This is a genomic window from Pseudomonas sp. MC6, assembly GCF_054790575.1.
This window is the reverse complement of record NZ_CP186504.1, coordinates 1758084-1784255: the sequence shown is the minus strand read 5'-3', so window position 1 is coordinate 1784255 and position 26172 is coordinate 1758084. Positions and strand designations below refer to the sequence as shown.

The 26172-nt window shown below is 58.0% G+C and carries 24 protein-coding genes; 10 read left to right on the top strand and 14 right to left on the bottom strand.

Features of this window, described 5'->3' with window-relative positions; translation table 11 throughout:
* Window positions 1–30 precede the first annotated feature (30 nt).
* The 5 genes from ACOYXE_RS08035 to rfaH all read right to left on the bottom strand — a co-directional run bounded on the left by ACOYXE_RS08035 (window position 31) and on the right by rfaH (window position 6168).
* Window positions 31–1422 carry an undecaprenyl-phosphate glucose phosphotransferase gene (locus tag ACOYXE_RS08035; protein ID WP_460928588.1) on the bottom strand — a complete coding sequence of 464 codons (1392 nt, stop codon included), beginning with the start codon at window positions 1420–1422 and terminating at the stop codon, window positions 31–33.
* A gap of 147 nt (window positions 1423–1569) precedes the next feature.
* On the bottom strand, window positions 1570–3885 hold the full coding sequence (locus ACOYXE_RS08030) for a GumC family protein (RefSeq protein ID WP_460928586.1): 2316 nt from the start codon (window positions 3883–3885) through the stop codon (window positions 1570–1572).
* A 2-nt stretch (window positions 3886–3887) separates the two neighbouring features.
* The gene (locus ACOYXE_RS08025; protein ID WP_095118956.1) at window positions 3888–4421 is read right to left on the bottom strand and encodes a polysaccharide biosynthesis/export family protein; all 534 of its coding nucleotides are present in this window, start codon (window positions 4419–4421) and stop codon (window positions 3888–3890) included.
* Between the two features lie 12 nt (window positions 4422–4433).
* Entirely contained in the window at window positions 4434–5537 is a 1104-nt protein-coding gene (locus ACOYXE_RS08020; RefSeq protein WP_460929795.1) for an outer membrane beta-barrel protein, read from the bottom strand.
* A 94-nt stretch (window positions 5538–5631) separates the two neighbouring features.
* On the bottom strand, window positions 5632–6168 hold the full coding sequence (gene rfaH, locus ACOYXE_RS08015; protein WP_160057798.1) for a transcription/translation regulatory transformer protein RfaH: 537 nt from the start codon (window positions 6166–6168) through the stop codon (window positions 5632–5634).
* A 604-nt stretch (window positions 6169–6772) separates the two neighbouring features.
* On the opposite strand from rfaH, the gene ACOYXE_RS08010 reads away from it, so the two are divergent.
* The gene (locus tag ACOYXE_RS08010) at window positions 6773–7750 is read left to right on the top strand and encodes an NAD-dependent epimerase/dehydratase family protein (RefSeq protein WP_460928584.1); all 978 of its coding nucleotides are present in this window, start codon (window positions 6773–6775) and stop codon (window positions 7748–7750) included.
* Here ACOYXE_RS08010 and ACOYXE_RS08005 read toward each other — a convergent pair.
* The gene (locus ACOYXE_RS08005) at window positions 7738–8682 is read right to left on the bottom strand and encodes a LysR family transcriptional regulator (protein ID WP_460928582.1); all 945 of its coding nucleotides are present in this window, start codon (window positions 8680–8682) and stop codon (window positions 7738–7740) included. The genes ACOYXE_RS08010 and ACOYXE_RS08005 overlap by 13 nt on opposite strands.
* Before the next feature lie 174 nt (window positions 8683–8856).
* Between ACOYXE_RS08005 and ACOYXE_RS08000 the strand changes: the two genes are divergently transcribed.
* Entirely contained in the window at window positions 8857–9867 is a 1011-nt protein-coding gene (locus tag ACOYXE_RS08000; RefSeq protein WP_405123806.1) for a zinc-dependent alcohol dehydrogenase family protein, read from the top strand.
* A gap of 123 nt (window positions 9868–9990) precedes the next feature.
* Here ACOYXE_RS08000 and ACOYXE_RS07995 read toward each other — a convergent pair whose 3' ends face one another.
* Window positions 9991–10374, bottom strand: coding sequence for a nuclear transport factor 2 family protein (locus ACOYXE_RS07995; RefSeq protein ID WP_405123805.1), 384 nt, complete (start codon window positions 10372–10374; stop codon window positions 9991–9993).
* Window positions 10375–10414: 40 nt separating this feature from the next.
* The gene (namA, locus tag ACOYXE_RS07990) at window positions 10415–11455 is read right to left on the bottom strand and encodes an NADPH dehydrogenase NamA (protein ID WP_160057802.1); all 1041 of its coding nucleotides are present in this window, start codon (window positions 11453–11455) and stop codon (window positions 10415–10417) included.
* Between the two features lie 113 nt (window positions 11456–11568).
* Between namA and ACOYXE_RS07985 the strand changes: the two genes are divergently transcribed.
* Window positions 11569–11958 carry a winged helix-turn-helix transcriptional regulator gene (locus tag ACOYXE_RS07985; protein ID WP_160057803.1) on the top strand — a complete coding sequence of 130 codons (390 nt, stop codon included), beginning with the start codon at window positions 11569–11571 and terminating at the stop codon, window positions 11956–11958.
* Window positions 11959–12046: 88 nt separating this feature from the next.
* On the opposite strand, the gene ACOYXE_RS07980 is transcribed toward ACOYXE_RS07985, so the two are convergent.
* The 3 genes from ACOYXE_RS07980 to ACOYXE_RS07970 all read right to left on the bottom strand — a co-directional run bounded on the left by ACOYXE_RS07980 (window position 12047) and on the right by ACOYXE_RS07970 (window position 13940).
* A complete protein-coding gene (locus tag ACOYXE_RS07980; RefSeq protein ID WP_238785277.1) occupies window positions 12047–12319 on the bottom strand; it encodes a hypothetical protein in 273 nt (90 codons plus the stop codon).
* A 68-nt stretch (window positions 12320–12387) separates the two neighbouring features.
* Window positions 12388–12948: a hypothetical protein gene (locus tag ACOYXE_RS07975; RefSeq protein ID WP_460928579.1), complete on the bottom strand. Its 561-nt coding sequence runs from the start codon at window positions 12946–12948 to the stop codon at window positions 12388–12390.
* An 86-nt stretch (window positions 12949–13034) separates the two neighbouring features.
* The gene (locus tag ACOYXE_RS07970; RefSeq protein ID WP_160057804.1) at window positions 13035–13940 is read right to left on the bottom strand and encodes a LysR family transcriptional regulator; all 906 of its coding nucleotides are present in this window, start codon (window positions 13938–13940) and stop codon (window positions 13035–13037) included.
* Between the two features lie 94 nt (window positions 13941–14034).
* On the opposite strand from ACOYXE_RS07970, the gene ACOYXE_RS07965 reads away from it, so the two are divergent.
* The gene (locus ACOYXE_RS07965; RefSeq protein WP_123594619.1) at window positions 14035–15201 is read left to right on the top strand and encodes an MFS transporter; all 1167 of its coding nucleotides are present in this window, start codon (window positions 14035–14037) and stop codon (window positions 15199–15201) included.
* 89 nt (window positions 15202–15290) lie between these two features.
* On the opposite strand, the gene ACOYXE_RS07960 is transcribed toward ACOYXE_RS07965, so the two are convergent.
* Window positions 15291–15776, bottom strand: coding sequence for a hypothetical protein (locus tag ACOYXE_RS07960; protein ID WP_460928576.1), 486 nt, complete (start codon window positions 15774–15776; stop codon window positions 15291–15293).
* 85 nt (window positions 15777–15861) lie between these two features.
* Here ACOYXE_RS07960 and ACOYXE_RS07955 point away from each other — a divergent pair, with 85 nt between their 5' ends.
* Complete coding sequence (locus ACOYXE_RS07955) at window positions 15862–16776, top strand: LysR substrate-binding domain-containing protein (protein WP_460928575.1); 915 nt, start codon at window positions 15862–15864, stop codon at window positions 16774–16776.
* Between the two features lie 18 nt (window positions 16777–16794).
* On the opposite strand, the gene ACOYXE_RS07950 is transcribed toward ACOYXE_RS07955, so the two are convergent.
* Together ACOYXE_RS07950 and ACOYXE_RS07945 are read right to left on the bottom strand one after the other, a co-directional pair.
* Window positions 16795–17250 (bottom strand): type II 3-dehydroquinate dehydratase, encoded by a 456-nt coding sequence (locus ACOYXE_RS07950; RefSeq protein ID WP_160057807.1) that lies wholly within the window; start codon window positions 17248–17250, stop codon window positions 16795–16797.
* Window positions 17251–17265: 15 nt separating this feature from the next.
* On the bottom strand, window positions 17266–18621 hold the full coding sequence (locus ACOYXE_RS07945; RefSeq protein ID WP_460928572.1) for an MFS transporter: 1356 nt from the start codon (window positions 18619–18621) through the stop codon (window positions 17266–17268).
* Window positions 18622–18789: 168 nt separating this feature from the next.
* Here ACOYXE_RS07945 and ACOYXE_RS07940 point away from each other — a divergent pair, with 168 nt between their 5' ends.
* The 5 genes from ACOYXE_RS07940 (at window position 18790) to ACOYXE_RS07920 (ending at window position 26155) form a co-directional block, all read left to right on the top strand.
* Complete coding sequence (locus tag ACOYXE_RS07940; RefSeq protein ID WP_123449816.1) at window positions 18790–19674, top strand: LysR family transcriptional regulator; 885 nt, start codon at window positions 18790–18792, stop codon at window positions 19672–19674.
* Window positions 19675–19736: 62 nt separating this feature from the next.
* Window positions 19737–20363: a TetR/AcrR family transcriptional regulator gene (locus ACOYXE_RS07935; RefSeq protein ID WP_405123798.1), complete on the top strand. Its 627-nt coding sequence runs from the start codon at window positions 19737–19739 to the stop codon at window positions 20361–20363.
* A gap of 199 nt (window positions 20364–20562) precedes the next feature.
* Window positions 20563–21834, top strand: a complete 1272-nt coding sequence (locus ACOYXE_RS07930; RefSeq protein ID WP_460928569.1) for an OmpP1/FadL family transporter — start codon at window positions 20563–20565, stop codon at window positions 21832–21834.
* A 125-nt stretch (window positions 21835–21959) separates the two neighbouring features.
* A complete protein-coding gene (locus tag ACOYXE_RS07925) occupies window positions 21960–23069 on the top strand; it encodes an efflux RND transporter periplasmic adaptor subunit (RefSeq protein ID WP_460928567.1) in 1110 nt (369 codons plus the stop codon).
* Window positions 23066–26155, top strand: a complete 3090-nt coding sequence (locus ACOYXE_RS07920) for an efflux RND transporter permease subunit (protein WP_460928565.1) — start codon at window positions 23066–23068, stop codon at window positions 26153–26155. The genes ACOYXE_RS07925 and ACOYXE_RS07920 overlap by 4 nt, the downstream gene beginning before the upstream one ends.
* Window positions 26156–26172: the final 17 nt, after the last annotated feature.

Genomic DNA, 26172 nt, shown 5'->3' with positions numbered 1-26172 from the left:
CAGGGCGGGGTTGAAGCGGTCGGGCAGGGGTCAGTAGATGTTTTTCGAGAACAGCGTGAAGGGCGTCTTGATGAGGATTTTGATGTCGAGCCACAGCGACCATTGGTTGATGTAGTTGAGGTCCTGGGCGACGCGCAGCTGCATCTTTTCCACGGTCTCGGTTTCGCCGCGATGACCGGTGATCTGGGCGAGGCCGGTGATGCCCGGCTTGAGGCGATGGCGGGCCATGTAGGCGCGCACTTTGCCGGTGTAATAAATGTTGTGGGTGACGGCGTGCGGGCGCGGGCCGACGAGGGCCATCTGCCCGGACACGACATTGAATAATTGCGGCAATTCGTCGATGGAACTGCGGCGCAGAAAGCCGCCGATCGGGGTGAGGCGGTCATCGTCGCGGGTGGCCTGGCGTACCTCGCGATCATCGTGGACGTGCATCGAACGAAACTTCCAGACCTTGATCACTTCACCGTTGCAACCGTGGCGGGCCTGCTTGAACAGCACCGGGCCTGCGGAGGTCAGCTTGACGGCGACGGCCACCGCCAGCAGCAAAGGACTGAGCAGCACAATTGCCAGCGCCGCCAGACTGCGCTCGAACAGGTCTTTGCAAAACAGGCTGGCCGGGTGCGAGCTGATCAGGCTTTCATTGAGGTAGATCGCCGGCATCCGTTCGATTTCCGAGATCGAATGGTTGAGCAAGACCATGCTGCCGAAATCCGGAATCCACACCACGTCGACATTCATGTCCAAGAGGTCGATGTACAGCGCTTCGATGGTCGCGGCATGCGCCATGGTCAGGACGATGTAGACGCGGCGCACTTCCAGACGCGTGATGATTTCGCGGATCGCGGCAACGTGGCCGAGCAGCGGCAGAATGCTCGGGGCCGGGCCGCTATTGTCGGCGGCGGCGATGAAACCGAGCACCAGCGCGCGGTTCGGTCGCGAGAGTTTTTTCGCCAGCTCATGGGCCGTCGGGCAGGTGCCGATGATCACTGAACGGCGCTCTTTGCAGACCCTGCGCGAGTGCAATCGGGCCAGATAATGCAAGGGCAGAAAGCTCAAAGCCTGGACGACGAAACCCAGCACCGCCCAGACCATGATCACTTGCCGCGAGTAGATCGCGCTGGTCTGGGTAATGAAGGCAATCGCCGCCAGCACGGCCAGCAGAATCAGCCACGCTGCGAGCAATCGGCCCAGGCCGACCAACAGGCCATGGCGCTTGTGGTAAACCTGCATCACGCTGTAGATCGGCACCGAGCCGAGCACGGCGAGAATGATCAGGATGCGGTATTCGCTGTTCAGACTGCCGACGCGCCAATGCACCAGCAACATCAGCAATACGGTGGTCAGCGACAGTGCACACAGCCACTGGCCCCAGAAGGTCAGGCCTCGGCGATGCGTCAGGTGAGCGGTATAGAGCGGCGTCATGGGCTTAACCTCAAGGCAGCAGTCATGCATCAGCGCTAATCGAACGGACAGGACGTGTCGCCCGATGGCTATTCCGTAGCTCGGCAGAGGTGAAGCGGGTTGTGCGTGGGCAGAAGGGGGCGTAGCGGTTGGCGTATTCGCCTGGTGTTACCTGGGCGCGAAATCGTAGTTATAGAACGCCCGGGAGTGGTGATAGCCGTACTTGCGCGCCTTGCGCAGGTCGACCTGATTGAGCACGGTGCCAAACACCGGCACATGGCTCTGCTGCAACACGGCCAAGCCGCGCTGCACCTGGCTGATCGGCGTGCTGTCGGCCTTGACCACATAGATCACGGCATCCGAATGCCGCGCCAGCAACAGCGCGTCGCTGATCATCTCCGCAGGAGGGGAGTCAATAATGATGTGGCGATAACGCGACCTCAGCGCCTCAAGCATGCGCGCCATGCGCGGTGAGCTGAGCAGATCCTGCGGCGGTGGCTGTAACGGATTGAGCGTATCGGCCGGGGATGGCAGGCGCGGGGCGGCGAACATGTCCAGCGGTGACGGCAGGACCTTGCCGGCCGGCAACATGTCCAGATTGCCCACCGAAACAATACAGTCTTCAAGTCTGGCGGTGCCGGCAATGACATTCGCCAGCCCCGGGCTGTCCGGTGGGAAATCGAAGTTCAGCGACAGGGTTGGCTGACGCATGTCGGCATCGATCAACAGCACTCGTTCGAGTGACGTCAGCGAGCTGGCCAGATTGTTGGCAATGGTGCTTTTACCCTCACCGGCAACGGTCGATGTCACCAGCACCACCTGCGAGGGCATTTCGCTGCTTTGCAACATCAACCAGGTGCGCAGGTTGCGAATGGTCTCGGAAAAGCGCGGGTTGTCGTTATCCTCGAACAAGCGCGCCAGTTGCCGACGGGTTTTCTTCGTCACCAGTGGTACGACGCTGAGCAACGGAATGTTCAGCGCGTTTTCGATCGACTCATCGGTTTTGAAGGTATTGCTCAGGCTGTCGAAGAGCAGCGCCAAGGCAACGCCGATCACCGCAGCGATCAACCCGACGATCGCGACAATCAGGGTTTTACGCGGTTTGCTCGCATCGACCGGGACAATGGCTGGGTCGACGATGCGCACCTTGGTCGAGTCCATGTCGGCGGTGGCGGTGGTTTCTTTCAAGCGGGTGACGAAGGTTTCATACAGCGCGCGGGAGCTGTCGACCTCACGCTGGAACTCGCGCAACTGGAACTCTTTGCGCGCAATGTCCTGGATTTGCGCCTTGTTGCTGTTGAACGACTGACGCAGCGAGGCTTCACTGGCGGTAGCGAGTTGGTATTGCCGCTCAATACCGGCGACCACTTGCTGCACCTGCAATTGCAGACTGGTGGTGGCGGTGCGCAATTCGGTCTGCGCAGAAAGCAGGCTCGGGTGTTTTGGCCCATAGCGGCCCGCCAGTTCATCCACCTTGGCTTGCGCCACAGCGCGGTCGGCCTGGAATTTCTGCACCAAGGGATTGCTCAGCACCGCAGGCACGCTGGACAGTCGGCTCAGATCACCGTTGCCCAAAGCCTTCGCCTGGCGGTACTCACTCTCGGCTTCAGCGCGGTTGCGCCGGGCGTCGACCATGCGATTGCCGGTCATTTCCAGTTCGTTGGCACTGATGGTGGCAACGCCGCCAACGTCCACCAGACCTTGTTCTTCGCGGTAGCCCTGAAGCTTTTTCTCGGCGACGCGCAAGTTGTCGCGCAACTTCACCAGCCGTGTGTTCATCCAGGCTGTGGTGGTTTGCGAGGACTTTTCGCTGGTGTCGAGCTGGCTGTCGGTGAAGCCTTGGGCCAACGCATTGGCCGCTGCGGCTGCGAGAACCGGATCGGGCAACTCGACCTCGATTTCGAGCAACTGGCTCTTGCCGACGAACTTGACGCTGGTGTGCAGCATGAGGTTCTGCGTGACCTGATTGAAAACATCTTCTTCAGTGGGCTGCTCTTTGTTGGTCAGCGGCATCACCCGGCTCAGCTCCGGGATCCATTGATCAAGGTCGAGATCCGCCAGCCACTGGCGCGGTGTGAACCAGGGCTTTGCTTGTTGGCGCGGGTCGGTGACCGGGTGGGTGGTCAGGCCGAGTTTTTTCACTGCGCGTTCGGCAAGATCGCGCGATTGCAGGAGTGCCTGCTGAGTCTGCAAGTAATCCGTGGCGTTGCCGCCGGAATCCTTGACTTGCTGGAACGACATCAGCGGCGGGGTTTTATCGTTGAACAGCAAGGTAGTGCTGCCGATGTATTGCGGCGTGATGTTCGAGACCACAATCGCGGCCAGCGCAGCGCTCGCCAGCACCAGCCAGGCGATGCTCCATTTGGCGCGCCAGATCACTCTCCAGAGCTTTAACAGGTCAAGGGTGTCCTTGTCTTCGCTGTACTGCTGATGCAGATGCGCTTGCAAAGGACGTTCGACGTAGGTGCTAGGGCTGTTGTCCATGATTAGAAAAAGCCTTGTGCAATGGAAATGGTGTCGCCGGGGGCAATCGTGGTGTTGCGCGTCACGTCATCGGTGAGGGTCGCGCCACCATCGCCGCGCAAAATGGTCACGCGCTTGATCGAGGCCCGCTCGGTCAGGCCACCGCCCAAGGCGATGGCTTTCTCCAGAGTCAGACCGGGCACGAACGGGTAGCTGCCGGGTTTCTTCACTTCGCCGTTGATGTAGAAAGACCGGTATTCGATCTGGCTGAGGCTGACTTTCGGGTCGATCAGGTAACCCTGCTTCAGCCCGTCGACGATGATTTTTTCGACTTGGCCGGGGGTCAGCCCCTTGGCGGAGATCTCACCGAGAAAAGGGTAGGAAAAAGTGCCGGCATCACTGAGACGGATCTTTTTCAGGCTCAATTCCGGCTCACCGAAGACGATGATGCGCAAGACATCGCCAGCGGCCAGTTTGTATTGGGTGCTGGGGTCTGCGGCAAAGGTATGGGGTACAAAACACAGGGCGAACAGCAAGACGAGTGTGCGTGTGTTCATGTCGAGACCCTCTTAAAGGCTGACGTTGAAACTGATCTGGAACACGTTGCGGGTGAAGCTTTCATCGTCGGCATCGGAATCGTTGTCGCGGTACCGATAGCCCAATTCGATATCCAGCCAGCGGCGCATCGCGTACACCACGGCCAGGTTGTAGTCCTGAAGATTGTCGGTACGGCTTTGGCCTTCGTAGACATAACGGCCAAACCCGGCTTGTGCCACGGTGGTGATGCGTTCGGTCCAGCCGTGGCGCCAACCGACCTGAGTGAACGTCGACTTCACGGCATCAGCGCCATCGTCGCCTTCGGCGAGGGCCTGACGGGCGACAAAGGTAAACGTCGAATAGGTTCGCGGTTTCCATTGCAAGTCCACTTGCCAGGTCGGGTTGTTGAGGTCTTTGGATTCGCTGTTGTCGAAGTTCTTGCGCTCATAACCGAGGCGCACTTTGCCCGTCGTACGTGCGGTGAAGTCCCACACGGCGCCGGCCAGTACCGCATCGGATTTACTGCTGCGCGGGCTGTTGGCCTGTTGGTAATCAAAGTCGGTGTGGTCATATTCCAGCAGGCCGCGGGTGTTACTGCCGATGCGGTGGTACCAGGTGCTGGTGAGGGCGGTGGTATTGCGTTCCTTGTCGTCGTTGATGCCGTCGGCATTGTCGTAGCGAAGTTGCGCGTAACTGGCGCCGACATCGATTTGGTTGTCGGCACTTTTAGCGCCGAAGGTGTAGAGACCGCCCACGCGTTTATTGTTGAGCTTGTCGTTGATGCCCTCGACTGCCGTCGACTCGGTGCGCTCCCATTTACGGTATTCGGCGTCGAGTTTGAGACGATGGCGGTCGGTGAACTCCATGATGCTGTCGGCACGCACGCGCTGGGCGGTGTTCGAGGCATCGGAATCGTCGTGATAGATATAACGCGTGGGCTGCCAGATCAGTCGAGTGGCGCTGTTGCGATCTTCGGCCTTGAGCTCGAAGGTCGGCGCCAGTTTGGTGACCATCGATGACTGTTTACTGTTTTCCACTTCGCGAAAGTTATCGTCATAACTTTCTGAAAACAAAAAGGATGGTGTGAAATCGAATCCGTAAACATTAATGGCTTGCGGATCGATACTCCAGGCCATTCCAGGATAGAGAGAGGCCATCAGCAGTGCGACAGGGCATCGTGACTTCAAAGCCATGTTATAGCTCCTGAGCAAAGGCTTATAAGGCAAAGGGTTAGTGATAGTTCTGAACGTTGGGTTGTTGACGTTCGATCACGCTGAGTGGCAAGCAAACGGATTGTTCGCGATTCAGAAACTGCAAGAGGACCATCACCCGGTCGTTGCCGTGCAAGCCGAGAAACACGCCCTCCAAGGGAGCCAGCGGGCCGCTGACGATCTGCAGGTTCTGCCCTGGTTTCAGGGCCTGATCCGGCTCCGCCAGGGATGATTCGATACAGCGCACACGCAGGTGCTCGATGACATGCTCTGCCACCGTCGCAGGCCCGTGATTGAATTCGACGATACGACTGACCCCGCGTGTAGAACGCAAGGGTCCCCAATTGTCGTTACGACTGAGTTGGATAAACAGATACCCGGGGAACAGCGATTCGCGCACTCGCTGTCGTTTCCCGCGAATGATGCGTTCACTGAGTAGTTGGGGATGGAATACCACGTAATCCTGTTGGAGCAGGTTCAGGTGAGCACGCTCATCCTGACGTGGCTTGCATTGCAAAAGGTACCAAAAGGGACGTTCGGAGCTGATAACTGGCATGCTGGTAAACTCTGTAATGATCGAAAGTTTATGCAGGCAGAAGCTCTATCGAGGGCTAAGTAAGGGCAAGGGGTGAAGATCTATTCTTATTTTATTAACACTGAAGTGTTTCAAACTTGAATCACACAGCGTTTCATTAAGGTGCGTTGAACTGCGGCGTGACGCTATATTGTGCGGCGCATGGGGAATAAGCCGCGGCTTAACTTTTCAGAAGGCAAAGCTACCGCACGGTCTGCTCATGCAGCTTTAACGATAGGTAACTAAGTAGTTGTCTCTGAAACGACAGGGCGCGAGTAGAAGATTGCTCGCGCCCTGTAAAAATGAACCTTGGTAGTTATCGGCCAGTCTTTGCGGTCTGTCAAACGATCCCAGTCAAAAAACACGCCATTTATCTGCTAATGATGGCACTCGCACGCAGGTTATTGTTTTCTAAGGCGTCAGCCTTTTGTCGGAAGGCAAGAAACTTTACTGTCACTTCAGAGTCGTCGCTCGCTATTTAGATCGGGTGTTAATTCCTATCGTTGGGGGAAGTTATAAAGTCTGGACTGCGCAAGTCGACCAACGCTATAACTAATCGCCTGGCGACTTGGCTGGAGAGGCGAATATGTCCGTTCTTGTTACAGGTGCTGCAGGCTTTATTGGATATCACACGGTCAGACGATTGATATTGCAAGGCCATCAAGTAATCGGCATCGACAATCTTAACGATTACTACAGCGTGGAACTCAAACAGGCGCGCCTCAAGCAGTTGAGCGAGCTAAAAGGTTTCCGTTTCCAGACCATGGACATTGTTGATAAGCCAGCCTTGATGGCACTTTTCGAAGAGCAGGGGTTCACCGAAGTCGTGCATTTGGCCGCGCAAGCGGGTGTCCGCTATTCGCTCGACAACCCGGATGCCTATGCGCAATCGAATCTGCTGGGCTTTCTCAATGTGCTGGAAGCCTGCCGCCACTATGCACCCGCGCATCTGATCTACGCGTCGAGCAGTTCGGTGTATGGGGCCAACAGCAAGCTGCCATACAGCGTCGATGACGCGGTCGAGCATCCGGTTTCGCTGTATGCCGCCACCAAACGCGCCAATGAATTGCTTGCCGACAGTTACTGCCATCTCTACGGCCTCAAGGCCAGCGGGCTGCGGTTTTTTACCGTCTATGGGCCATGGGGTCGACCGGACATGGCGCTGTTCAAGTTCACCGAAGCGATCCTGCAGGGGCGGCCGATTGATATCTACAACCAGGGCCAGATGGCGCGGGACTTTACCTACGTCGATGACGTTGTCGAAAGCATCTTCCGCCTGTGCCCGAAGCCGCCGATGCCGGACAAAGACGCCAAGGGTTGCCACCGGATTTTCAATCTGGGGCGGGGCAGGCCGATAGCGCTGCTGGATTTTGTCGACTGCCTGGAGACGGCATTGGGCATAAAAGCTCAGCGCAATTTGTTGCCGATGCAGGCAGGCGATGTCATCAAGACCTGGGCGGATGTTTCGGCGCTGGCAGACTGGATCGGGTTTTCGCCGCAGGTGGAGGTTGAAGCCGGTGTGCAGCAGTTTGTACGCTGGTATCGCGAGTATTATCGGGTATGAGTGATCGGGTCGTGGATAGCACGTTCCAGCCAGTCAGAATCAAGCTGCGGAAAACGCTCTTGCAGCCACTCGATAAAAGCTTGAACCTGCGGTGCCAGATGAGTCCGGCTCGGGTATACCAACGACACAGGGCGAGGGGCTGGCCGATAGGGCTTTAGAATCTCCACCAAACCGCGACTTTCCAAATGGTCGGCCACGGCGATCCCGGGCGCCTGGATTATTCCGAAGCCCGACACGCCACACTGGACGTACGCATTCGACTCGGTGACGGTGATGCCGGCATCAGGCACAAAGGATCGATTCTGACCTTTTAGCGAAAAATGCCAGGGCAATGTTCTGTTGCTCTGACCGGACAAGAAGTTGACGCCTCGATGGGAGGCCAGATCGTCGAGTGTCTTGGGTTCGCCATGCTCGTTCAAATACTCGGGCGCGGCACACGTCACCATCGTCGCCATCGCGACAGGGCGAGCGATCAAGCTCGAATCTGGTAGATCGCCGATACGCAACGCACAGTCGACGCCTTCGCCGATCAAGTCGACGGCCCGATCAGTCACGCCCAGAATCATGTTGATGCCTGGGTAGGAGACGGTGAATTCTTTAAGGCTATTGATGAATTTCATTTGCGCGAAGGCGCTTGGAATATCGACGCGAAGCCGGCCAGTGAGCGTGACTCCGGATCGATCGAACATTGAGGTCGCAGCAGAAATACCCGCCAGAATTTCCTGTACCCGCTCATAGAACCTCTCGCCCTCGGCGGTGAGTGCCACCTTTCGCGTGGTGCGCTGGAACAACCGCACGCCCAATGACGTTTCCAGTTCCTGGATATACCGAGTGACCTGAGGTCGGCCAATGTCTAGCGATTCGGCGGCTTTGGTGAAGCTGCCAAGTTCGGCAAGCCTGGCGAACAGGCGCATTGATTGAAGCAATTCCATGACGCTTTCCCGTGAACCCCGATTGAATCAAGAGGTTGAGCATGATTGTTATCCAAGAATAGAACAATCATGTCTTTTCTCACGCATTTATTGCGCGCCATCAACAGCGAAAAATGCACCCAAGGCGGAACCGGCTCTGGTTCGTGGCCATTGATGTGTAATTGGAGATTCGCAATGAAAGCCTGGTTATTAAAAGATTTCGGACTCGACAACCTGCAATTGGGAGAGGTGGCGACCCCGCAACCCAAGGCTGGCGAGTTACTGGTGAAAGTCGGTGCTGTCTCGCTCAACTTTCGCGACAAGGCTATCGTCGACGGCATTTATGAACCCCACATGGTGCCCAAACCGCTGATTCCCGTAAGCGATGCAGCCGGCACGGTGGTCGTGATTGGTGACAACGTCACGCGTTTTAAAGTCGGTGATCGCGTCAACTCCCACCTTTATTCACGCTGGCTGGATGGTGAGCCAGGGCCGAACGAACCCGATTACTGCTTCGGTTCGCCGTTGCCAGGCGGTCTGGCCGAATACATGATCATCCATGAAGACAGCGCCGTCGGTGCCCCCGACAACATGAGCGACGAGGAGGCGGCAACACTGCCTATTGCTGCGCTCACAGCCTGGTATTCGCTGGTGGACTTTGGACAGATCCAGCCGGGTCAAACCGTATTGGTTCAAGGCACTGGAGGGGTATCGATATTTGCCGTGCAGATTGCTACTGCACTTGGCGCAAAGGTCATCGCAACATCGAGCAGCGACCAGAATCTGCAAACCGTGACGGGGCTGGGGGCCGTGGCTGGCATCAACTACCGAACCACCCCGAAGTGGGCGGACGAGGTGCTCAAGCTAACCGACGGCAAGGGTGTGGATCTGCTACTCGATGTCGCCGGTGGCAGTGGTATCAATCAATCGGTCGCAGCAACCAAAGCATCGGGGCGTATTGCACAGATCGGCTTTCTGACAGGGCAAACTGTCGAACTGAATCTGATGCCCCTCATTTTCCGCCAGACGACCATTCGCGGAATCGCCGTGGCGCCGCGCTCATCATTCGACCGGATGAACGCTTTCCTCAACGAGCACAAGATCCGTCCCGTGATCGATCAGGTATATCCGTTCGAGAAAGCACGAGAAGCTTACGAGCATCTCGCGAGGGGAGCATTTGGCAAGGTTGTGATCAAAGTCGCTTAATAACGTAAAGGCGCCAATTTGGCGCCTTTTTTCTCGCCCATCGCAGCTGATTCTCCCGCAGATCCTAATGTCAACGCATAAGCAGGGAGAGTGGAAAACTAAGCCGCCGGACGGCGCAAGTCATCAAGGCGCTGCATGCGTTTGAAAAATCTTGCTGATCACAGTCCACTTTCCATCAACTTTCAGCAGATGAAAAAAGTCAGTGAAAGAGATACCTGACATGTCGTTGGCGTCAATGCGAGCGCTAGCCGCCGTACCGACGACTTCGACGCGGACGATAGCTGCCGGTGCGTCAGGAGAAGGGCGGAAACCCTTGTCGATCCCTTCGAACAGTATTGAAATCGCCCCTCCAGCCAGCTTACCGTCGCCATCGACGCTGAACATGGTTGCTTGCTCACTGAACGCTGGCTTCATGATGCTGCTTTTGGCCTGCTTGCAGCCCTCAATGTACTTGTTAAGTACCTCGGTAATGGCTTGGTATTCTTCCACGTAAGTCGGTTTGCTCATGTGCTTGCTCCTGCTTCATAGGATTAGTGCAACGAAGGCATCAGGCTTTGGTATCAAGCCAGACAGATCCATATCGTGTGTAGGCGGCAGGAATTTCAATGATTTCTCCAAGATCATCTGCAGCGGTGCGAACCCAGAATGGATCTCGGAGCATTTGCCGCCCGACAAACACCAGATCAGCTCGGCCGTTCTGCAAGATTTCTTCCGCCTGACGCCCACTCTGGATCACACCCACTGCGCCTGTCGCAATATGCAACTCCTTGCGGAGTAATTCAGCGGCCGGTACTTGATAACCTGGGTAAGTCTCGACCTTCACCATCTTGATCCCACCTGAGCTGCAGTCGATCAAGTCAACTCCCTGTTCTTTCATCCAGCGACCGTATTCGAGAAACGACTCGGGCGTGTTTCCGCCTTCGGCGTAATCAGAACTCGAGATGCGTACGAATAGAGGGCGATCCCCCCAATGAGTTTTGACCTCTTCCAGTACCTCGCGCAGGAAGCGGTAACGACGCTTGGCATCACCGCCATATTCATCATCACGGTTGTTGGCCAGCGGGGAGAGGAACTCACTCAATAGGTAGCCGTGCGCGGCATGGATCTCTAGCACATCGAATCCAGCGTCGCTGGCACGCCGTGCGGCATCGCCAAAAAGTTTAACCAGCCCCGGAATCTCGTCAGCCGCAAGTTCGCGAGGAACAGGGCTGGTTTCCGTGAATGGAATCGCCGACGGCGCGATGTGAATCAGACCGGGCAGGTCAGCATTGCGACCCGCATGGCCGATCTGAGCGCCCGCTTTTGCACCAAAGCCGTGAAGCAACTCTGTTAGCGCCTTCAAGCCGACAACGTGCTCATCGCTCCAGATGCCAAGGTCACCGGCTCCAATACGACCGTCAGCCTGAATGGCCAGCGTTTCGGGAAAAATCAGCGCCGCCTGACCCAAAGCACGAGCGCCGTAATGAACGCGGTGCCAGTCAGTGACGAAACCGTCATCCGCCGCCATATGCATGCACATAGGGGACATGACGACCCGGTTTTTCAGGGTGAGGCCCTTAATTTCATAGGGTGATAACAACAAACTCATCTGTCCGATTCCATAGTGGTGAATATGGAATCCATGCTAACTTTTGCAGCACATTGACGTAAGTACGCACAATTTTGTGCGGTAGGCACACTTTTTATACCTAGGTGATAACAGTGAAAAAATGTAACCCTCAAGACGAAATCGAGGCTTTCGCGTGCCCCGTGGCGTTCACTGTCGATGTCATTGGTGGAAAATGGAAATCGCTCATACTTTTTCACCTGATGTCAGGCACGAAGCGCTTCAACGAGCTGCGTCGGCTAATTCCAGATATCACGCAGAGAATGCTCACACTCCAGCTGAGAGAACTGGAGACTGACGGGGTGATTCATCGCGAAATCTACCGCGAGGTGCCACCCAAAGTGGAGTATTCGCTTACAGCGTTAGGTCACTCACTCGCGCCATTGGTGAGTGCGATGCGAGAGTGGGGAGCAGTGCATGAACGCACGATCCTGGAGCTCAGGCGCTCTGCTGTCTGTGATGACAAACTGCAATCTCTGGCGTGAGTCATGGCGATGTTGAGAGATGGCGGGAGTGATCAATTCGAAGTTTGGTGCCCACTTTGGGTTCGCTGAGTAATGTCTCAAGCGCACTTCATGAACTCATGATCGCAGCCAGTTTTGGATGGTTGTTTGCGTAATACAACTCTGACTCAGCGTCATCTTCCAGGAAGTGCCATACCTTTTTTGATCCCATGGAATACATGACGATAATCAGAAATACCCCGAGATAAAGCCACATCAAACTGGTTGCGCCGGATTGGGACATGATGGCGCCCGTCATCATGAATGAAACCGAGCTTCCCAGTTGACTGATCACTAATGTGGATGCCATCAGTCGTACGCGGACGCCGGAGGGGATCGACATGAGTCTCTTGTCCATTCCGACCATCGTAATACATGCACTCGCCGCCCCGGCGAAAAACAGGCAAGCACTCAACAGCCAGATTTCGTCGGCTTGTGTCGCTGCACAGAGTGCAAAATGACGAGTCCGAGCAACGACACAAATAGCAGCGAGATTTCCAGTGAAGAAACCGTTATCACAATACCCGCCAACAAAGGCCCCGTAACCCTGGCGACAGTAACAACGATGCGCCGGACGCGAAAAGCAGCGTCCGCACGATGTTTATCAACGGTTTCCGCAGGATAGATGCCCAAGAGAGGCTGGATCATTCCAAAAGCTGATGCGCCGATCACATCGATCAGTATCAGCGCATCAAGCGAATACCAGTTTGCGGCAAAAAAGTATCGCAATACGCTAGCTATCAATACCGCAAAACAGCCGACCTTAAGCGCCGTACTGCGGCGCATCGACTCAACACGCGGCGCCAGGCACAACATTGAAATGATCGCCGCGAGCGCGAGCGCTGTTTCGTATGCGGCCAGCTCCAGCAGGCTTCCTCGCTGCAAGATGATCAGAGGTAGCGTGGTATTCCAACAACCGAGGTAGATCCAAAGTAACAAGTCCAGGCAAAGATACTTTCGAAATGTACTCAATGGGTGGCTTCCTTGCTCGCACCTTGTGTTTGGGAGGTCATTCACACGCGCCGAATTGTCCGCAATACAACTGCGCAAATATCAGCTTATACCTGCGCTGACATCCGGTGATGCTCCAGCAAGAAGTCGACGAATAATCGCACCCGTGCTGGCATTGCCGCGCCGCCGACGAACACCGCATGAATCGGCTCCTGATCCCCCGGGTTCCACGCTTCCAACAGCGCAATCAGATCGCCGCGCTGCAGATCCTCGCTCACGCTGAACGCGCCGATACGGGCAATACCGGCGCCCACTCGCGCGAGTTGTGCCAGCGCTTCACCACTGCTGCATTCGATGTTACCGCTGACCTTCAGGGAAAACGCTTTGCCATCGCGGATAAATGGCCAGTTGGGTTCGGCACGCTTGAAATTGAAGCGCAGGCAGTTGTGCTGCAGCAGGTCCTCCGGTTCCTGCGGGACGCCGTGACGCTGCAGATACTCGGGCGATGCCACCACGACCTGGCCGGTGGTGCCGATCCTGCGTGCGGTTAGCGGGCTGTCGGGCAGATGGCCAAAGCGCACTGCGACGTCGGCCTGCCCGCCAAGAATGTCGACCACTTCGTCGCCGAGGGTGAGGTCGACGACGATGTTCGGGTAACGCGCGCTGAAGGCTGCGACCAACGGAACAATGGCCAAGCGTCCATGGCCAAGGGCGGCACTGACGCGCAAACGCCCCTTGGGCACGCCCTGATCGGCGATGGCTTCTTCGACCTCGTCCATGTCGGCGAGGATACGTCGAGCGCCGCGCAGGAACGCCTCGCCCTCGGCGGTGAAGGTGATCGCTCGGGTGGTGCGCAACAGCAGGCGGGTGCCAAGCCGCTGCTCGGTGCGCGCGATGATCCGACTGACGGCCGAGGGCGTCAGGCCCAGCGCACGCGCGGCGGCCGACAGGCTACCTTCCTGCGCCACGGTGGTGAACACGCTCATTTCACCTGACCTGCCGTTGAAATCCACTTGTGCCTCCTACGCAAAGGTGATTGCCAAAAATACTATCTACCGCCTGAAAAGACAGGATCGTAGCATTGGCGGCATAGATAAGGAGCTTTCCATGCGTATCAATCCACCACTTGTCGCACTCGCCATCGGTGCCTTCGGCATCGGCGTCACAGAATTCGCCCCCATGGGCATGTTGCCGGGTATCGCTGCGGATCTGGGCGTTTCCATTCCCGCTGCCGGTTTGCTGGTCAGTGCTTATGCGCTGGGCGTATTGCTCGGCGCACCACTGATGACCCTGACCACCGGCAAGATTCCCCGGCGTTATTTGCTGATCGGGCTTATGGCGATTTTCACTCTGGGTAATCTGATGTCTGCCCTGGCCACCGATTACTACAGCCTCATGGTCGCCAGGGTGGTGACGTCACTGAACCACGGAGCCTTCTTTGGCGTTGGCTCAGTTGTCGCCGCCACCCTGGTCGCCCCGGAAAAACGTGCCGGGGCGGTTGCGGCGATGTTCATGGGCCTGACCCTGGCGACCATCGGCGGTGTGCCGCTGGCCGCCTGGTTTGGCGAACTGTTCGGTTGGCGCACGGCTTTCTGGGGGATTACCGGCCTCGGCGTGGTGACCATGGCCGCGTTGTGGTTCGCTCTGCCCAACGTGCGGGCGCCGCAAAGCGTCGGTGTCATGGCGGAAATCCGCGTATTGGGGCGCGGCCCGGTGCTGGCCGCGCTGGCCCTGACCGTCGTCGGTTCAAGTGCCATGTTCACCGTTTTCACCTACATCGCGCCGATTCTCAGCAGCGAGACCCATGCGTCCACCGCCTTCATCACCGCCATGCTGATGCTTTACGGTGTCGGTTTGACGCTGGGCAACATGTGGGGCGGCAAGGCCGCTGACCGCTCGATAGATCGCACTCTGATCGTCTCGCTGAGCGTGCTGATTGTGGTCTTGTTGGCGTTTACCGTACTGATGCGCTGGCCGCTGCCGGCCGCCGTGGCCATCCTGATCTGGGGTATCGCCAGCTTCGCCCTCGTGCCGCCGCTACAGATGCGCGTCATGGAAGCGGCCAAGGACGCGCCCAATCTGGCCTCGGCGGTGAACATCGGCGCCTTCAACTTCGGCAATGCGATTGGCGCAGCGCTGGGCGGCGCGGTGATCAGCAGCGGGCTGGGTTATCCGGCGATCTCCCTCGCCGGCGCCGCAATGGCGGGCCTGGGGTTGCTGATGGTGTTGGGGTTTGCGTGGCGTTCCAGAACGATTGAAGCCGCCGTGGTGTGACTGCGTACAGTTAACTCCACCGGTGACTGAATGTACCAACAGCTTTGGGCCGTTTTCTGCCAGTCGCGCAAGGCAGCAAAACGGCCTCCTCAAGGACGGCTTGCGGATATCACCGTCTGAGTGCCTGCCGCGTGAGTGGAATAACGCTCTGACTCGAACCTCGGAAGTTCACTGCCGATATCACTCAGGCGCTCCAGGCGAGCGCTTTCTCCCAGGACATGGTTCTCCTGATCTTGACGCGGAAGAAAACCCTGATGCATCCGCACCTCAAAAATGGTCCGTGAAACCCCGTTGATAGTTTCTACGAAGGACGTCGACACCGGCGAGCGTTGAACGCTGGCTTGATGCACTACTGACTCCGTTTCCGTTGCCACTCCTCGAATCCTGAGCAATGCCCATTCTTTTGCAGGCGTACCTGACATGACCAGTTCAACGGTGACGCCGCCATTCCCTTCGTAACCTCGTACGATGGGCCTTTGTACGCTGGAGTCGGCGTAACAATAATTGCCCGCCCACAGCCCCAGCGCTGGCGCGATGAGCATCAGTAGCGAAATAAGCGCTTTGAAAGACGACATGCTGCTATCTCAATGTACAAGGCAGCGCAGCATAGGCAACCTCGAGCTGTTGACCTATAGCGCAACTTATCCATAAGCTGTGCATATGACGTACAGCTCAGACGATATTCTCCCGCCCTTTGAAGCGCTGCAAGCTGCCCTTGCTGCCGCCAGAACCGGCTCCTTCACTGCAGCAGCGGAGGAACTGGAGGTTACCCATGCGACCATCAGCCGACGTGTTGAAATGGCTGAAAAATGGTTTCAATGCGCCTTGTTCGACCGGCATGCGCGCGGTGTCACCGTTACGGCCACGGGACAAATCGCGCTGGTCAAGGTTGCTCATGCCTTCGATCAGCTTAAGCAAGCGCGACAGCTGCGGCCCGGCGGCCAGACGTTGCCCGTCGTCAAATTGGCCACGACGGCATCCTTTGCGCGTTTCTGGTTGATCCCGCGTTTGATCGAACTGGAAGGCTCGCCTCAGGATCTGCGTATCGAACTGGTCACCTCTGCGCTGAATGCCAGCCTTTCCTCAGGCGAGGTCGATCTGGCCATCAGGTACGGGCGCGGACAATGGAATGATGGTGACGAAGAGCCGTTATTCGACGAATCGCTTTGCCCTGTGGCATCACCTGACGTCATCTCCATGAATGAACAGCCGTTGTCCTTGATACAGAACACTGCACTGCTGCACACCGGCGATACGACATTGTGGCGAGCGTGGATGAGCCATCACGGCAAACGCCTGACCTCCAGGCCCGCCGACAGGGTGCTGGGTGATTACGCCCAGGCAATCGAAGCCGCCCGCTCAGGGTTGGGCATCGCACTCTGGAATCCGGCGATTCACTCTCTTGAGGCATTCAATGGACAATTGGTTGCGTTGGATGCATTGAACTGCCCAAGTCCGCTGAGGTTCTTCCTCCTTTCGAAGCCCGGGCCGGCGCATACACCACCAATGAGGGTTCGGTCGAGGCTTCGCCGGTTGTTGAATTTAAGCCAAGAGACGAAAACGACCGCCAACTAACTGTCCGGCAAAGGCTGGTTAGCGGTCGCCTGCCTGACGCCGCAACAAGTCATCGACGGCGCGGATGGCGAGGGGATATCCGTCGGCGCCCATGCCGCAAATTACCGCATTGGCCACCCCAGACATGATCGAATGGCGGTGCAGTTCGTCCCGTGCATGGATGTTCGACAGGTGCAGTTCAATCAGCGGTGTGTCGAGCAGCTTCAGCGCATCCAGTACCGGAATCGAGTGGAACGACAGTCCGGCCGGGTTGATGATGACGGCCGCACCTTGCTCGAACGCCTGCTGAATCCAGTCGACCATCACGCCTTCGTGGTTGGTCTGGCGAAAGTCGCAGATCAGGTCAAGTTCCGCGGCCAGTGTTTCACTGCGTTGGCGGATCTGCTCGAGTGTGGTGTGGCCGTAAATGTGCGGCTCACGGCGACCCAGCAGGTTGAGGTTTGGGCCGTTGAGGATGAAGACGGTGCGGTTCATGGTTGTCCTGCTGCGTTATTTGGAAAGAAGGGCGGTGGCGCGGGTGTCGAGAGTGTCGTCACTGGCGACGGCGTTGAGGTCAATGCCGCGGGTTTCCGGGCCGATGACAATCATCGCCAGGGAGATCAGGTTGATGACCGCGCACAAGGTCACCAGCGGCCACGGCGAGTTGTTCGACTGGCTCATCAGCCATACAGCGATCATCGGTATCGGCCCACCAATCACCAGGTTGGCGCCGGTGTAAGCCAGTGCCGAACCCGAATAGCGAACCTGGGTCGGGAACGCCTCGGCGAAAGCCACAGGCTGGATTCCGCTCTGGAATTGGGTGAAGCCCAGAAACAGCCCCATGATTGCCATGATCGCCGCAACGTTCAGCGTGTTGAGGATCGGGAAGTACACGAACAGGATCAGCAGGGTCATGCATGAACCCAGCGCCAATGCCTTTTTTCGGCCCCAGCGATCGGACAGATAACCGCCGGCCAGCGCACCGAAAATCGCGCAGACGTTAGCCACCATCAGTGACATGAACCCCGTCGATTGGCTGAAACCCAGGTGCTTGGTCAGGTAGCTGAGGGAAAAAATCACGATCAGATAGAACAGCGCAGCGGGCGAGCAGAAAAACAGCATCAGGCGCAGGATGGTTTTGTAGTGGCTGCCGACCGCGGATTTGAGCGGGCTTTTTTCCTGTTTGACCGGAGTCTTTTTCAAGGCCACGAAAGCCGGGGTCTCATCGATTTTCAGGCGAATGAAAATCGCCACCACGACCAGCACGAAGCTCATCAGGAAAGGAATTCGCCAGCCAACGGTTTCGAATTGCTCGCCTGAAAGTGTCGCCGCCAGACCCATCAACACGCCGTTGGCCAATATCTGGCTGAGCGGTGAGCACAAGCCGAGCATGCCGGAATAACGTCCGCGGCGATCGGGGGAGGCGTGTTCCAGCGCCATCAGTTGCGCACCGGTGGACTCGCCACCCAGCGCAAAGCCCTGAATGATCCGCAGCAGCACCAGCAGGATCGGCGCCCAGATGCCCACCTGAGCGTAGGTGGGCAACAAACCCATGAGCACCGAAGCCAGCCCCATCATGGTCACGGTGGCCAGCATCAGGTTACGGCGGCCAAGTTTGTCTCCCAGGTAGCCACAGGTAATGGCGCCCAATGGCCGAGCGGCCAGGCCGACACCGAACGTTGCCAGAGACGCGAGCAGGCCGGCGGTTGGTTCCATGGCGGGGAAAAACAACTTGGGCAAAATGGTCGCAGACATCGCGCCATACAGCGTGAAGTCGAACCATTCGAGGGCCGTGCCGATCGTCGCAGCGGTCACCGCTTTGCGAGGCATGCGCGAATCATGAGTCTCGTGACTGATTGTGCTCATAAGGGTGCTCGTCATTATTTTTATAGTGTCGGGATGCCCGGACGGTTCTGCGCAGTAACGACGCAATGGGCAGGAATCGTCGAGGTGGCTAGACGTTAGCGCATCCTGCTTGCAGAATAATTATCGAAATCACGACAAATAGATAAGCCGACCTTATGAGTAGCGAGTATGGAACTGCGTCACCTGAAAGCCTTTGTCGTTGCCGCTGACCTGCAGCACTTCAGTCGCGCGGCTGAACAGTTGGGTGTTGCACAGCCGGCACTGAGCCAGTTAATGCGAACCCTCGAGTCCGAACTGGGCTTGGCATTGTTCCGGCGGGAAAACCGTGGCGTCGCGTTGACCGCTGCCGGCGAGGCATTTCTGCCCCATGCGCGGCAGTCCATCGAATCCAGTGAACTGGCGATTGCTGCTGCACGGCGAGCGCGCCGTGGTGAGGTGGGCGAGATCAACATCGGCTATCACTCGGCGCTGTTCGAGGCCAATTTGCCGCAGTTGCTGCGGCATTACTTCAGCACCTTCCCGGAAGTCAAAGTGTCGCTGGTGGACGCCGGTATTCGCGCGCAGTTCGACATGTTGCTCGACCACAAGCTTGACCTGGCCTTCGCCCGGGTTTTCAAGGACCACCTGCCGGATCGCCTGCGCACCCATCATTTCAGTCAATCGAGGCTGGTGCTGCTGATGCCGGACAACCATGACATGGCGGACAGTTTTACCGGCGAACTGGCGACGCTGCGCCATGAGAAATTCGTGTTCCTGCAGGACAGCGCCGGCATCGGCCTGACCTCACACACCCTCCAGGCGTGCCGGCAGAACCAGTTGCACCCCGAGAACATCATGCACGTGCCGTCGCTGATGAGCATTCCGGGGCTGGTGGCGGCCGGCATCGGCCTGAGCATCGTCCCGGAAACGATGACGCGGTTGACCATGCCGGGCATACGCATCGTACCGCTGGCGCAAGCGGAAATGGTCAGCGAGCTTTCGCTGATTTCGCGCATTGATGAAAGGTCCAGCGCGGTGCTGCACTTCATTGAAGAGGCGCAGGGGTGGGGGTGAAATGCGCTGTTCATAGAGCATCACACGTTGTCAGTCACCGACAGGGTGAGTAAGCTGCCCCCATGAATCAGCCATCCCTCTCTACCTCCTCGCCGAGCACTCGCGGCCCCGCCGAACACGACATTCGTGACCAGATTGTCGCCGCGGCCAACGAGCATTTCAGCCAATACGGCTACGGTAAAACCACGGTTTCCGACTTGGCCAAGGCCATCGGTTTTTCCAAGGCCTATATCTACAAATTCTTTGATTCCAAGCAGGCAATTGGCGAGGCCATTTGCGCCAACTGCCTGGGGCAAATCGCTGCAGCAGTCGAACAAGCGATTAACGCAGAAGCGCTTTCAGCGACCGAGCGTTTGCGCAGGTTGGTCAAAACTGTGATCGCCACGGGTGTGGACCTGTTCTTCAACGATCGCAAGCTCTACGACATCGCGGCGTTTTCCGCATCGGAGCGCTGGAACAGCGCCCAGGTGTATGAGGCGCAGATCAAGGGCTTTATCCTCGATATCGTGCGTCAAGGTCGAGAAGCGGGGGAGTTCGAGCGCAAGACGCCGTTGGACGAGACCGTCGAAGCGATCAATCTGGCGTTGCGACCTTTCGTCAACCCGCTGCTGCTGCAACACAATCTGGATCTGATCGAGCAAGCGCCCACGCTGACTACAAACCTCATCCTGCGCAGCCTCATGCCTTGACCCATCGCTGAGCACGGTTTCCAGGCGATTCGAGTCAAACGACATCCCCCCATTACGTTTCCTGACCACCGGCACATCAGTGCCGGGAGGGCGTCGAATTTAGCTCGTCGTGACCATTGACTGAATTGGTCACATGGATAATATGGCTGCGCTGTAGTGCTCGATGTTCTATTCCAGTGATCTCCATAGAGTCCCGATAATGAAAAAAACAATGCTCAAGAGCCCCGTGGGCCTAGCCGTCGTGCTTGCGTCTTCCAATGTGTTTGCCGGTGGCTTTGCACTCAACGAACAAAGCATCAGCGGGATGGGCTCCGGTTTTGCCGGGCGATCTTCATCAGCCGAAGACGCCAGTACGATCTACGGCAACCCGGCGGGCATGGCGCGGCTTAAACGAGAGCAGGTCAGCGTGGGCGCGGCGACGCTGTTCGCCAAGTCAGATATCAGCCGCACGCGCAGTACGTTCGGCGGCAATGAAGATGGCGACATGGTGCCGACGACCACAGTGCCGATGGGGTATTACGTCAAACCCATTGATGACCACTGGGCATTCGGCGTCGGATTTTATGTACCGTTCGGGCTGATCACCGACTACGGCAGTGGCTTTGCCGGACGCTATTACGCCAACAAGAGCGAAGTCACCACGCTGACTTTCCAGCCGACCATCAGCTACGCCTTTAACGAAAAAGTCTCGATCGGTTTCGGTCCGACCATTAACCGTATCAGCGGCGAGATATCGGGCATGGTCCCCAATCCGCTCAGCCCGGGGCGTAATGACGGCAAGCTGAAAAGCACCGGCGATGACACCGCGCTGGGCTTCAACGCTGGCGTGCTGGTGCAGGCGACAGACCAGACTCGCTTGGGGCTGACCTATCACTCCAAGGTCAGTTACCACCTGGATGCGAAAACCAAGGTCACCGATGGCATTTTCAGCGTGCTGGGTGTCAGCGGCCGCAGCTATGACGCGTCGCTGGACGTGGACACGCCGGAGTCGGTGGACGTTTCGGTCACGCATCAATTCAATAACGACTGGACGCTTTATGTCGGCAGTACCTGGACGCGCTGGAGCCGCTTCAAGGAACTGACGATCGAGAACAGTGGCTTGCCGCCGTTGCTGAGTGGCCAATTGGGCACGATCAGCGAAGAGCAGAACTGGCATGACACTTGGGCTCACGCGATCGGTGCAGCCTATCAATTGAATAACCAATGGGTGCTGCGCGCCGGTTTCTCGGTTGATCAGTCACCGGCCAACAACACCAATCGGGGGCCGCGCATTCCGACGGGCGACCGCAAGGTGCTCAGCTTCGGTGCCGGCTGGACGCCCGTGGAAAATGTCACGATCGACCTGGCTTATTCCTACCTTTGGGAGGAGAGCGTCGAGGTCAACGACACCTCGGCATCGAGAGGTACCTACAGTGCCAGATACAAGAACAGTGCGAGCGGGCTCGGGACTTCGGTGAGCTACCGTTTTTAGTCAGGCCTGTCGGTCGATTCGTGGTTCGATCTCGCAGGTGGTCAGGATGCAGGTTGTGACTATTGACGATATTGGTCACAAGACTGAGAATATGATGATCATCCTATTCCTCAGTAAGTGAACCTATGCGCCGGCTCCGACTTTTCCCCATTGCCGCATGCTTGTTGCCTCTTGCACTGACCGCCTGTGGCGAATCTTCCAGTGTTGCAGATCCCCGTACACAGGCGCCGCTGGTCAGATCCGCTGCGGTACAAGCGTCACCTGACATCGCTCGTTCTTTCACCGGTGTCGTGGCGGCGCGCGTTCAGGGCGACCTGGGGTTTCGCGTATCGGGCAAGGTGCTCGAACGCCTGGTTGATACAGGACAGGCCGTGAAGCAAGGGCAGCCGCTGATGCGTCTCGACCCGAGTGACCTCGGACTGCAAGCGCGGGCGCAGCAGGCGGAGGTCATAGCTGCTCGTGCTCGCGCCAAACAGACAGCCGACGACGAGGCTCGCTATCGCAAACTGGTCGGCGTTGGCGCCATTTCGGCATCAGCCTACGACCAGTACAGAGCCGCTGCGGAGACTGCAAAGGCGCAGCTCAATGCCGCGCAAGCGCAAGCCGACGTGGCCCGCAATGCGTCGGGTTATGCGCTGCTGGTCGCTGATGCGGACGGCGTAGTGGTGGAAACACTCGCCGAACCTGGACAAGTCGTCAGCCCGGGACAACCGGTGGTTCGACTGGCGCGCGCAGGTCAGCGCGAAGCCATCGTGCATCTGCCCGAAACCCTGCGCCCGGCTGCCGGCGCCACCGCGCAAGCCAGCCTCTACGGGGTCAATTCAGCGGCGGTGACGGCAAAACTGCGGCTGCTTTCAGATTCGGCAGACCGCACAACGCGCACGTTCGAGGCGCGCTATGTGCTCGAGGGGCCTCTGGCCAACGCGCCGATCGGTGCGACCGTGACCCTCAGAATTGCCGAGGGCGCCACCCAGACACAGGCGTTACAAGTCCCCATCGCAGCGATTTACGACCCGGGCAAAGGTCCCGGTGTGTGGGTCATCGCCGGGACGCCGGCAACAGTGACCTGGCGCGCGGTTCAGGTGCTCGGGTTGAGCGATGATTCGGCGCGCATCGCCGGCGACCTCACTGCTGGTGAGCAGGTTGTAGCGTTGGGCGCCCATCTGCTGCGCGATGGCGAAGAGGTGCGATTACCGCAACAGAGCGAAGCCAGCGTTGCCGGGAGTCGTCCATGAGCCAGGGGCGATTCAACCTGTCCGTCATCGCCGTTCGCGAGCGGGCGATCACCGTGTTCCTGATTTTCCTGATTGCCGTTGCCGGGACGTTGTCGTTCTTTCAATTGGGGCGTGCGGAGGATCCACCGTTTACGGTCAAGCAGTTGACCGTGATTACCGCGTGGCCCGGCGCGACGGCGCAAGAGATGCAGGATCAGGTCGCAGAACCCCTTGAAAAGCGCCTGCAGGAACTCAAGTGGTACGACCGCTCGGAAACCTACACCCGACCTGGACTGGCGTTCACGATGGTGTCGTTGCTCGACAGCACGCCGCCCGCGCAAGTGCAGGAAGAGTTCTATCAAGCACGCAAGAAACTCGACGATGAAGCCATCAGGTTGCCGGCCGGTGTGATCGGGCCGATGGTCAACGATGAGTTTTCCGACGTGACCTTCGCGCTGTTCGCCTTGAAAGCCAAAGGCGAGCCACAGCGCTTGCTGGTGCGTGATGCGGAAGCCATGCGCCAGCGTCTGCTGCATGTACCGGGGGTGAAGAAGGTCAACATCATCGGTGAGCAAGCCGAGCGCATCTACGTTTCGTTTTCCCATGAGCGCTTGGCGACCCTCGGCCTGTCACCGCAGGACATCTTCGCCGCGCTGAACAGTCAGAACGTGCTGACTCCCGCCGGCTCCATCGAAACCAACGGGCCACAGGTTTTTCTGCGTCTCGACGGTGCCTTCGACAAGGTGCAGAAAATTCGCGACACCCCGGTCTCCGTGCAGGGGCGCACACTCAAGCTCTCTGATGTAGCGACGGTCGAACGCGGTTATGAAGATCCGGCGACTTTTTTTGTGCGCAATAACGGCGAAGACGCGTTGCTGCTGGGTGTGGTGATGCGCGAGGGCTGGAACGGTCTGGATCTGGGCAAGGCGCTGGATGCGGAGACCGCGAGGATCAATGCAGAAATGCCATTGGGCATGACCCTCGCCAAAGTCACCGACCAGGCAGTGAATATCGACTCGGCGGTCGGCGAGTTCATGGTCAAGTTTTTTGTCGCGCTGCTGGTGGTCATGCTCGTGTGTTTTCTCAGCATGGGCTGGCGGGTGGGGGTGGTGGTCGCTGCAGCTGTGCCGTTGACCCTGGCGATCGTGTTCGTGGTGATGGCCGCCACCGGCAAGAACTTTGATCGCATCACCCTCGGCTCATTGATCCTCGCGCTCGGGCTGTTGGTTGATGACGCGATCATCGCCATTGAAATGATGGTGGTGAAAATGGAGGAGGGCTACGACCGCATCAAAGCGTCCGCGTATGCCTGGAGCCATACGGCGGCGCCGATGCTGTCCGGAACGCTGGTGACGGCAATCGGTTTCTTGCCGAACGGTTTTGCCCAGTCCACTGCCGGTGAGTACACCAGCAATATGTTCTGGATCGTCGGCATTGCGCTGATCGCTTCCTGGGTCGTCGCGGTGGCGTTCACCCCGTATCTGGGCGTGAAGTTGTTGCCGGACATCAAGAAGGTCGAAGGTGGCCACGCGGCGATCTACAACACGCCGAATTACAACCGTTTCCGCCGGCTGCTGACCGCGGTGATCGCGCGCAAATGGCTGGTGGCGGGCACGGTGGTCACGCTGTTTTTCGTCGCCGTGCCAGGCATGGGGCTGGTGAAGAAGCAGTTCTTCCCGACCTCCGACCGCCCCGAGGTGATGATCGAGGTGCAGATGCCCTACGGCACTTCGATCGAGCAGACCAGCGCCGCAGCCGCCAAGGTCGAAGCCTGGTTGCACAAGCAGGATGAGGCAAAAATCGTCACGGCCTATATCGGCCAGGGTGCGCCACGTTTCTTTCTGGCGATGGCGCCGGAATTACCTGATCCTTCGTTCGCCAAAATCGTGGTGCTGACGGACAGTCAGGAAGCACGCGAAACCCTCAAGTTCCGGCTGCGCGAAGCAGTTGCTGAAGGCCTCGCGCCGGAGGCTCGTGTGCGGGCAACGCAAATTGTCTTTGGTCCTTATTCGCCGTTTCCGGTTGCCTACCGGGTGATGGGCCCTGATCCGGCGAAGTTGCGCGATATCGCCGAGCAAGTCCGCGGCGTGATGCAAGACAGCCCGATGATGAGAACGGTGAACACTGACTGGGGACCGCTGACCCCGACATTGCATTTCAGTCTCGATCAGGACCGTCTGCAGGCAGTGGGGCTGACCTCCAGCGCGGTTGCCCAGCAACTGCAGTTCCTGCTGAGCGGAGTGCCGATCACGGCGGTGCGCGAGGATATTCGTTCTGTGCAGGTCGTCGGGCGTGCCGCCGGTAATATCCGGCTCGACCCGGCGCAGATCAAAGGTTTCACCTTGGTCGGCGCGACGGGGCAACGCATCCCGTTGTCGCAGATCGGCGAGGTCGATGTGCGCATGGAGGATCCGATTCTGCGGCGCCGTGATCGCACGCCAACCATCACCGTGCGTGGAGACATTGCCGAAGGCTTGCAGCCACCGGATGTTTCGAGTGCGATCCTCAAGCAGTTGCAGCCGATCATCGAAACACTGCCTTCCGGTTACCGGATCGAGCAGGCGGGTGCCATCGAGGAGTCCGGCAAAGCGGGCAAGGCAATCTTGCCCCTGCTGCCGATCATGATCGCCATGACGTTGCTCATCATCATTGTGCAGGTTCGTTCGATCGCGGCGATGATCATGGTCTTCCTCACTTCGCCGTTAGGCTTGATAGGTGTGGTGCCGACGCTGCTGATCTTCAATCAGCCGTTTGGCATCAATGCGCTGGTCGGGTTGATTGCGTTGTCGGGGATCCTGATGCGCAATACGCTGATTCTGATCGGGCAGATCCACCACAACACACAGGAAGGACTGGACCCGTTCCACGCCGTGGTCGAAGCCACGGTGCAACGTGCGCGGCCGGTACTGCTGACGGCAATGGCGGCCATCCTGGCGTTTATTCCCCTGACACACTCGGTGTTCTGGGGCACGCTGGCTTACACCCTGATTGGCGGCACGTTCGTCGGCACTATCATTACGCTGGTGTTTCTGCCGGCGATGTATTCCATCTGGTTCAAGATCCGCCCTGAGCACCAGGCTCAGACTGAAACAGTCAAACTGGCCTGAAATCGAGGCCCGCTTTC